We start from the raw sequence: 303 nt of genomic DNA on the forward strand, positions 1-303 counted from the left end.
CAGTAAGGGTGAGAAAGTCTCTATTCGCTTAATGAGAGCGGTTCTTGAAGCGAAAGGTCAAGCAGCAGGTCTTATAGATCCAGTTCAATACCTATACGCTAAAGGTGATCACCTTGAAGCTATGGTTGATGTTGAAGTCTCAACGCAAAACTTTGTCCAATCGCCACTTCCAAAAGGGCAAGTGCACCTAATGCCAGGCTTTACTGCCGGCAATGAAAAGGGTGAACTAGTGACATTAGGTCGTAATGGCTCTGATTATTCAGCGGCAGTATTGGCTGCATGTTTGCGTGCAGACTGCTGTGA

General features: G+C 45.9%; 1 pseudogene. It reads left to right on the plus strand.

Annotated features, from left to right (window positions below):
- Window positions 1-303: pseudogene (thrA, locus tag AB4585_RS23085) on the plus strand (bifunctional aspartate kinase/homoserine dehydrogenase I); the annotation flags it as partial.

This window comes from Vibrio sp. 10N.222.49.C9, from assembly GCF_041474985.1.
GTDB lineage: Bacteria > Pseudomonadota > Gammaproteobacteria > Enterobacterales > Vibrionaceae > Vibrio > Vibrio crassostreae_C.